The organism is Helicobacter sp. (genome assembly GCF_029067145.1).
In the GTDB taxonomy this organism is placed as follows: Bacteria; Campylobacterota; Campylobacteria; order Campylobacterales; family Helicobacteraceae; genus Helicobacter_D.
The window spans coordinates 20628-27196 of sequence record NZ_JAIEFA010000010.1 but is presented as its reverse complement, the minus strand read 5'-3'; the positions used below and the strand labels follow the sequence as shown (position 1 = coordinate 27196).

Here is a 6569-nt window from a genome sequence, read left to right as displayed (position 1 = left end):
CCCCCCCCCCCCCCCCGCCCCCCCAGCCCCCCCCGCCCGCCCGCCCCCCCCCCCCCCCCCCCCCCCCCCGCCGCCCCCAAATAGCCCCTATTTGCAAAATCCAAAAGCAATTTCACTAGGAGTTTCTGATTATTCCCCTTGGGATTTGGAGATGGCAGAGCTTGGCTATCCAGTGTTAGAATATGATGGAAGTATCGCACATTCTCCCTACACGCACCCCAATATTACTTTTTATAAAAAATTCATTGCAACACACAATAGCGATTCTACCATTACATTAGAAACGCTCATCAAGGACAATCAGCTAAACTCCACACAGGCAAATATTTTACAAATTGACATTGAAAATGCAGAATGGGAAATGTTAGAGGGAATTGAGATAGAATCTTTAGCGGAGAATTTTGCGCAAGTGATTTTTGAATTCCACGGCTGCAATCCCGAAGAAAAAAGCGGATTTCATCAAAGAATCACGCAACTTAAGCGTTTGGATAAGTATTTCTGCCCCATTCATTTACATTTTAATAATCACGGCAAAATCTTTTATTCCAAAGAATTGTTTTTTAGCACAACCATAGAGGTTAGCTACATTAACCGCAAATACTTAAAAGATTTGGGCTTGAATGAAAATCAAAAAATAGAGCAAGGAATCTTGAAGGATTTAGATTCTCCTACTTGGCTTGCAAATCCAGAAATTCCGATTCGCTTTGCAAAATAATCTATGGAATCTCGCAAGGGATTCCAAACCATCAAAAATACATTAAATTGCAAAAAACTCATAGGCTTTTGCAATTTCGTTTTCATAGTTTTCTTGTATTTCCAAAAAAGGCAAACAATACCGCAAACACTCTTGTTTTAAATTCGTATGATTCCTTACCAACTCTTCTTTGGAATCCCTCTCTCCAATCTTTCGCTTTTCTACTACATTTTCTTTTTGATAAATAAGTGTGTAATTTTGTAAAATATATTTCTCACTAAAAAGCAAATAAAGAATCTTGATATGGGGATTCTCAAGAAATATCCGCGTTTTAGAGGGAGGAAAATAAACTCCCTCTATAATGAGATTTTGGGTATTTTCCAAGCAAACATTTATGATTCCAGCAACAATATCAAACATAAAATCAGCAATCTTAACATCTTCTGTAACATCAAAAGGCGGGGGATTCATACCGCGTATAAATCCCATTTTTAAGTGGTCCAAACTCATATAAGGAAAATGGTGCATTTCTAGTAATTTTTGCGCTAAGAAAGTCTTGCCTGTATGCGTTTCGCCCCCAATGAGAAAAACCATTCTGCTAAAGCCTTATTTGATAAAAGCTTAAGAATCTATATTAAGGATTCTGCCGCTATGCGTATAGACATTTGCCCTCTTGCCACGCGCAAAGCCGACAAGCGTTACGCCTGTTTCTTGCGCTGCTTTCACTCCCATAAGAGTAGCAGCAGCCTTAGAAATCACAATGGGAATATTGTGCATCACCGCTTTAATCACCATTTCAAGCGACAATCGCCCGCTCACATAAAGAATCGCATTGCGTGTATCAAGCCCTTGCAAACGCGCCTTTCCCATTACTTTATCAATCGCATTGTGCCGCCCAATATCCTCACAAATAAGCGTGGAATCCCGCAAAACCAACATTGCCTTATGCACACAGCCCGTTTTTTCAAACATTTCACTTGGGGCTTCAAAGCATTGTAAATACGCAAAAAGTTCGCGACACGAAATCTTCACATCAGATTCCACAAATTTTTCTACAATATGCCCTTCTAAATTCCCTGCAACTCCTACACAACAACCAGAAGTCAATGTTTTTTCACGAAAAAGATTTTGGAGATTTTCCTCAATAATTTCTGCCTCTATTGCGACAGATTTACCATCTTTAGCAACTTCCAAACGCCGAATCTGCGAAACATCACTCAACACACCCTCACTTATCAAAAACCCAACAATATGACAATCTTGCTCTCTTGGGATACTCATAACTGAAAGTAACTTTTTGCCATTGAGATAAAAGGCAATGCGTTCCTCTGCTATCACGCAGTCTTCAACAAATTCTAAGGAATCTCCCCCATTAGGAGAGATTCTTTCAATTTTCAATGCTTGATAATAGGATTCCATTACGCTGCATTGATTTCTTTATAATAATAACTATGCAAAATTGCAATTTCCTCTTCACCCATATGTCCATCAATGATTGAGTGCAAAGCTCCCTCAATCGCAAAGACTGCCATATAAATGTGTGTAATCAATAAAGCAATAATTAAAAATCCAATAAAATTGTGCGCTAACGCCATCATTCTTAAAGTATTAATATCGCTGAATTGAAAAAACATAAAAGCACCAGAAATTACCATTGCAAATCCGCCCAAAGTGCAAACCCAGAACCACATTTTTTGCCCTGCGTTAAACTTCCCTGCTGGAATTGGCTTTTTCTCTTTGCTTAAATATCCACCCATAATCATAAGCCAATCAATATCATAAGCTCTAGGTAATGCGCTTTTAAACCACATTAAGAACATCAACACGCCAAAGACTGCAAAAACAATCGTTGCGATTCCATGCACATCTCTTGCAAAGCGAACAAATCCTCCTCCGCCTAGCTTATCACCAAAGACCATCACTAAGCCTGTGATACAAATCATCACAAAAGGAATCGCTGCGCACCAATGCACAAAAATATTGTAGCTAGAAAAGACGCGAATTTTCTTTCCGTGATTGAATTTCTTTTGCCCAATCATCATAAAATGCCCCAAAAATGCCAAAGGCACTAAGATAATAAGAATCCCAAAAATCACAGAAAAATAATGTCCTTGCAAAAGCGTAAAGATTTCGCCAAAACCATAAGAATTAGGAGAATCCACTCCCCAAGTTTTGATTGCTTCTACTTCTGGACCACCATAAATCTTTGGATTTGCCCTATCACTTGGCAGTATCAAAGAATTATTGCCCGGAATCACTTCTGCATATTGTTTGCCACCTTCTTGTGGCACACTTGGGTTTGCGGCAAAAGCAAAATTAGCTCCTGCTACAAATACACCCAACATCAAGATTCTAAAGAATTTCAATAAATTTCTCATAGAATCCTCCTAGTCGCCATACGCCGTTTTCCACACATTAGGCACAGCATTTGGGATATTTTCTCCTCGCACAGTTGCACGATGTGTGATAATGTTTGAAACCTCTTCACTGCTTCCAGCAAGCAGAGCTTTCGTAGAACACATACTCGCACACATTGGCACTTTACCTTCCGCGATTCTGTTTTGTCCATACAGATGATATTCTTCCTCACTATTGGTTTCTTCAGGACCTCCTGCGCAGAAAGTGCATTTATCCATCGCCCCGCGTGAGCCAAACACACCATTTTTTGGAAATTGTGGTGCGCCAAAAGGACACGCATAGAGGCAATATCCACAACCTATGCAAGTTTTTTTATCGTGTAAGACGATTCCATCTGCACGGATATAAAAGCAATCCACAGGACATACTTGCGCACAAGGAGCATCAGAGCAGTGCATACAAGCAATAGAAACTGCGGTTTCTTTGCCCACAACACCCTCATTTAGCATAACGACTCTTCGGCGATTCACGCCCACAGGCAAATGGTGTGCTTCTTTACAAGCCACATCGCAGCCGTGGCATTCAATGCAACGATTTGTATCGCAATAAAATTTGATTCTTGAGAAATTCTCAAGATTGCTTGGAATTGTATTACTCATTTTCTACTCCTTATGCTTTTTCTATGCGACACAAACCACATTTTGTTTCTGGACAAGCAGAATTATAATCAAACCCATAGCTCGCAACCATACAAGCAGATTCTCCAATCGCATAAGGTTTTGTGCCTTCAGGATAATTATCGAGCCTTGATTTACCTTGGTCCATTCCCGAGAAGTTTTGTGGTAACCAAACGCTATTGTAATCTACTCTTGTAGAAAGTTTTGCTGGAACTAAAATGCGTGTATCCATTGTTCCATATACCCAAAGCATATCGCCATTTTTGATATTCATTTCAGCAGCTTTATCAGGGTGAATCTCTACAAACATTTCGCCCTCAACTTCTGCGAGATATTTTGCACTTCTCGTCTCCGCGCCTGTTCCCATATGGGCTACAAGTCTTCCACTTAGCATATTAATAGGGAATTCATCTACCCAATTTTTATTCTCGCCAAGCTCTTTTTGTCGGCTGCGGTATTTGATGTTTGCCCTAAAATGATTTTTCTTATCAGGGAAGTTTGGATACTTATCCACCAAATCTCCACGCACAGAATGCAAAGGCTCACGATGTAATGGAATCTTGTCATACCAATTCCATACATTTGCTCTTGCTTTACCATTTCCATAAGGGCAAAGTCCTTGCTCCAAAGCTTTTTCTACAAGAATATTATTACCAAATCCCATAGCAAAGCTTGTTCCGCCGATTGCTTGTTTCTCTGCTTCTGTGAGCTTAATGCCAAGAGATTCCGCATTTGCCGCAGTTACAGGAGCGTGTCCTCCACTATATTTCGCATCGGGTAAAGAACGAGGAGTAAGCATACTTTGACCGCTAGGATTTGTAACACCCCAATTCACACGGAATCCCATACCTCCACGCATAACAGGAATTTTGTCGTTATACATTACAGGGGTTCCGGGGTGTTTATCGCTCCAACAAGGCCAAGGCAATCCATAATAATCCCCTTTAAATGGTCCTGTTCCCTCTAGGGTTACTTTATCAAACATATGCCAATTTTCTTGGTGTGCCTTCAAACGTTCAGGGCTCATTCCTTGCAATCCAATGCTTCGGATACTTTGAGTTAATTCTACCGTCGCATCTTCTGGCCAAATAAACTTATCTCTACCTTTGGATTTTGCAATATCATAAAGTCTTCTTTGATATTCTTCTAAGAATCCCAATCTCTCTGCCAACCCAAACAAAAACTCTTCATCAGGACGACATTCAAAGAGTGGTTCCATTACTTTAGAGCGCCATTGATAGCTACGATTTGTCGCTGCCACACTACCACTTGTCTCCATTTGAGAAGCCGCAGGCAAGCAGAATAAATTGTCTTTTCTATCTCCATAAATCGCCAAGTCATTCACATAAGGATCCACAAAGACAACTAAGTCTAGTTTATCCATAGCTTTGCGTTGCAAATCCAATAAAGAAACGGTTGTCATACCTGAACCAATGACAATCAAAGCACGCAATTTAGTGCCTGCATTGTTTTCCATATTTTCATCATCTAGCACACCAAACTTCCAAGTAGAATGCGCAAAACCTGTTTTGCCCATCATCTCTTTGTTTTTGAAGCGAGAAACCATCCAATCATAATCTACTTTCCAATGGCGGCAGAAATGTTTCCAAGCAGGTTCTCCCAATCCATAATATCCGGGTAAAGAATCTGCGAGGTTTGTCATATCTGAAGCACCTTGCACATTGTCGTGTCCGCGCAAAATATTCACGCCACCACCATTTTTACCAATATTTCCTAAGAACATTTGTAGAATCGGCATAATACGCGTATTGCTTGTTCCCACAGTGTGCTGTGTCAAACCTTGATTCCAAATCAAACTTGCAGGTTTTGCGCTTGCCATTTCCTCTGCAATATGACGAATCGCATCTGCTGGGATTCCACACACATCTGCTGCAACTTCAGGAGTAAATTTCCTTGCTTCTTCCATAATAAGCTCATAGCCATCGACTCTATCTTTGAGATATTGCTCATCATAAAGTTTTTTTGCAATGATATGATTGAGTAATCCATAAGCAAAGGCAATGTCTGTTCCGCTTCGGATTCTATGATATTCATTACATTTTGCTGCTGTTTTTGTAAATCGTGGGTCAATGCACACGAGTTTTGCACCTTTTTCCTTAGCGCGCAAAATATGCACCATAGAAACAGGGTGATTAACAGCTGGGTTTGCACCAATGACTAAAATATATTTAGAGAATTGCATATCGCCTAAATGGTTTGTCATTCCACCATATCCAAATGTATTTGCCACACCGGCAACTGTTGGACTGTGTCAAACGCGAGCGCAATGGTCTATATTATTTGTCCCAAAAAATGCTGCAAACTTTCTAATGTAATAGCTTTGCTCATTAGAACACTTCGCACTTCCCAAAAACATTACCGCATCAGGTCCGCTTTCCTCTCGGATTTGCTTAATTTGTGCAGCAATTTTGTCCATTGCTTCATCATATTTAAGTCTTGTCCATTTACCATTTTGTTTCTCTAATGGATAGCGAAGTCTTGTTTCACTTCTTGCTCTATCAATTAAATCTGCGCCCTTACAACAATGTCCCCCTTGAGAAATCGGGTGGTCTTGCGCCACTTCTTGTCGCACCCAAACGCCATCTACGACTTCAGCTACGATTCCACAACCCACAGAACAATGGGTACAAATCGTTTTTACTTTTTTGGACTCTGGGTATCTTTCTTTCAACTCTTGTGTAGTTGCTTGACGCATAGTTTTTTGTGTATCATTTCCCAATGCAATACTTGCGCTAGCTAAGCTTCCAAGAGCGGTCATTTTTAAAAACGCGCGTCTATTATTGCGTCTTTTAATTGTTTCGCTCATTTTTCACCTCGCT

General features: G+C 40.4%; 6 protein-coding genes. 1 reads left to right on the top strand and 5 read right to left on the bottom strand.

Annotated features, from left to right (window positions below):
- Window positions 1-715: FkbM family methyltransferase (locus tag K2N75_RS00815; RefSeq protein ID WP_300119736.1), on the top strand; the 715-nt coding region annotated here is incomplete at its 5' end.
- A gap of 42 nt (window positions 716-757) precedes the next feature.
- Here the strand turns inward: K2N75_RS00815 and K2N75_RS00810 are convergent.
- Genes K2N75_RS00810 through K2N75_RS00790 form a run of 5 tightly spaced genes read right to left on the bottom strand, consistent with a single transcriptional unit; the run spans window position 758 to window position 6556 of the window.
- Window positions 758-1288: a hypothetical protein gene (locus K2N75_RS00810; RefSeq protein ID WP_297680266.1), complete on the bottom strand. Its 531-nt coding sequence runs from the start codon at window positions 1286-1288 to the stop codon at window positions 758-760.
- Between the two features lie 27 nt (window positions 1289-1315).
- Window positions 1316-2113: a formate dehydrogenase accessory sulfurtransferase FdhD gene (gene fdhD, locus K2N75_RS00805; RefSeq protein WP_297680267.1), complete on the bottom strand. Its 798-nt coding sequence runs from the start codon at window positions 2111-2113 to the stop codon at window positions 1316-1318.
- Window positions 2113-3072: a formate dehydrogenase subunit gamma gene (locus K2N75_RS00800; protein WP_297680268.1), complete on the bottom strand. Its 960-nt coding sequence runs from the start codon at window positions 3070-3072 to the stop codon at window positions 2113-2115. Before K2N75_RS00800 ends, fdhD begins: the two co-directional genes overlap by 1 nt.
- A gap of 9 nt (window positions 3073-3081) precedes the next feature.
- Window positions 3082-3711 (bottom strand): formate dehydrogenase FDH3 subunit beta, encoded by a 630-nt coding sequence (gene fdh3B, locus K2N75_RS00795; RefSeq protein ID WP_297680269.1) that lies wholly within the window; start codon window positions 3709-3711, stop codon window positions 3082-3084.
- Window positions 3712-3721: 10 nt separating this feature from the next.
- Entirely contained in the window at window positions 3722-6556 is a 2835-nt protein-coding gene (locus K2N75_RS00790; RefSeq protein ID WP_297680270.1) for a molybdopterin-dependent oxidoreductase, read from the bottom strand.
- Between the last annotated feature and the right edge of the window lie 13 nt (window positions 6557-6569).

What these genes read in the sequence shown, in the direction of transcription:
- fdh3B (WP_297680269.1), bottom strand. Translation starts at nt 3,711, where the DNA reads ATGAGTAATACAATTCCAAGCAATCTTGAGAATTTCTCAAGAATCAAA.
- K2N75_RS00810 (WP_297680266.1), bottom strand. Translation starts at nt 1,288, where the DNA reads ATGGTTTTTCTCATTGGGGGCGAAACGCATACAGGCAAGACTTTCTTA.
- K2N75_RS00800 (WP_297680268.1), bottom strand. Translation starts at nt 3,072, where the DNA reads ATGAGAAATTTATTGAAATTCTTTAGAATCTTGATGTTGGGTGTATTT.
- fdhD (WP_297680267.1), bottom strand. Translation starts at nt 2,113, where the DNA reads ATGGAATCCTATTATCAAGCATTGAAAATTGAAAGAATCTCTCCTAAT.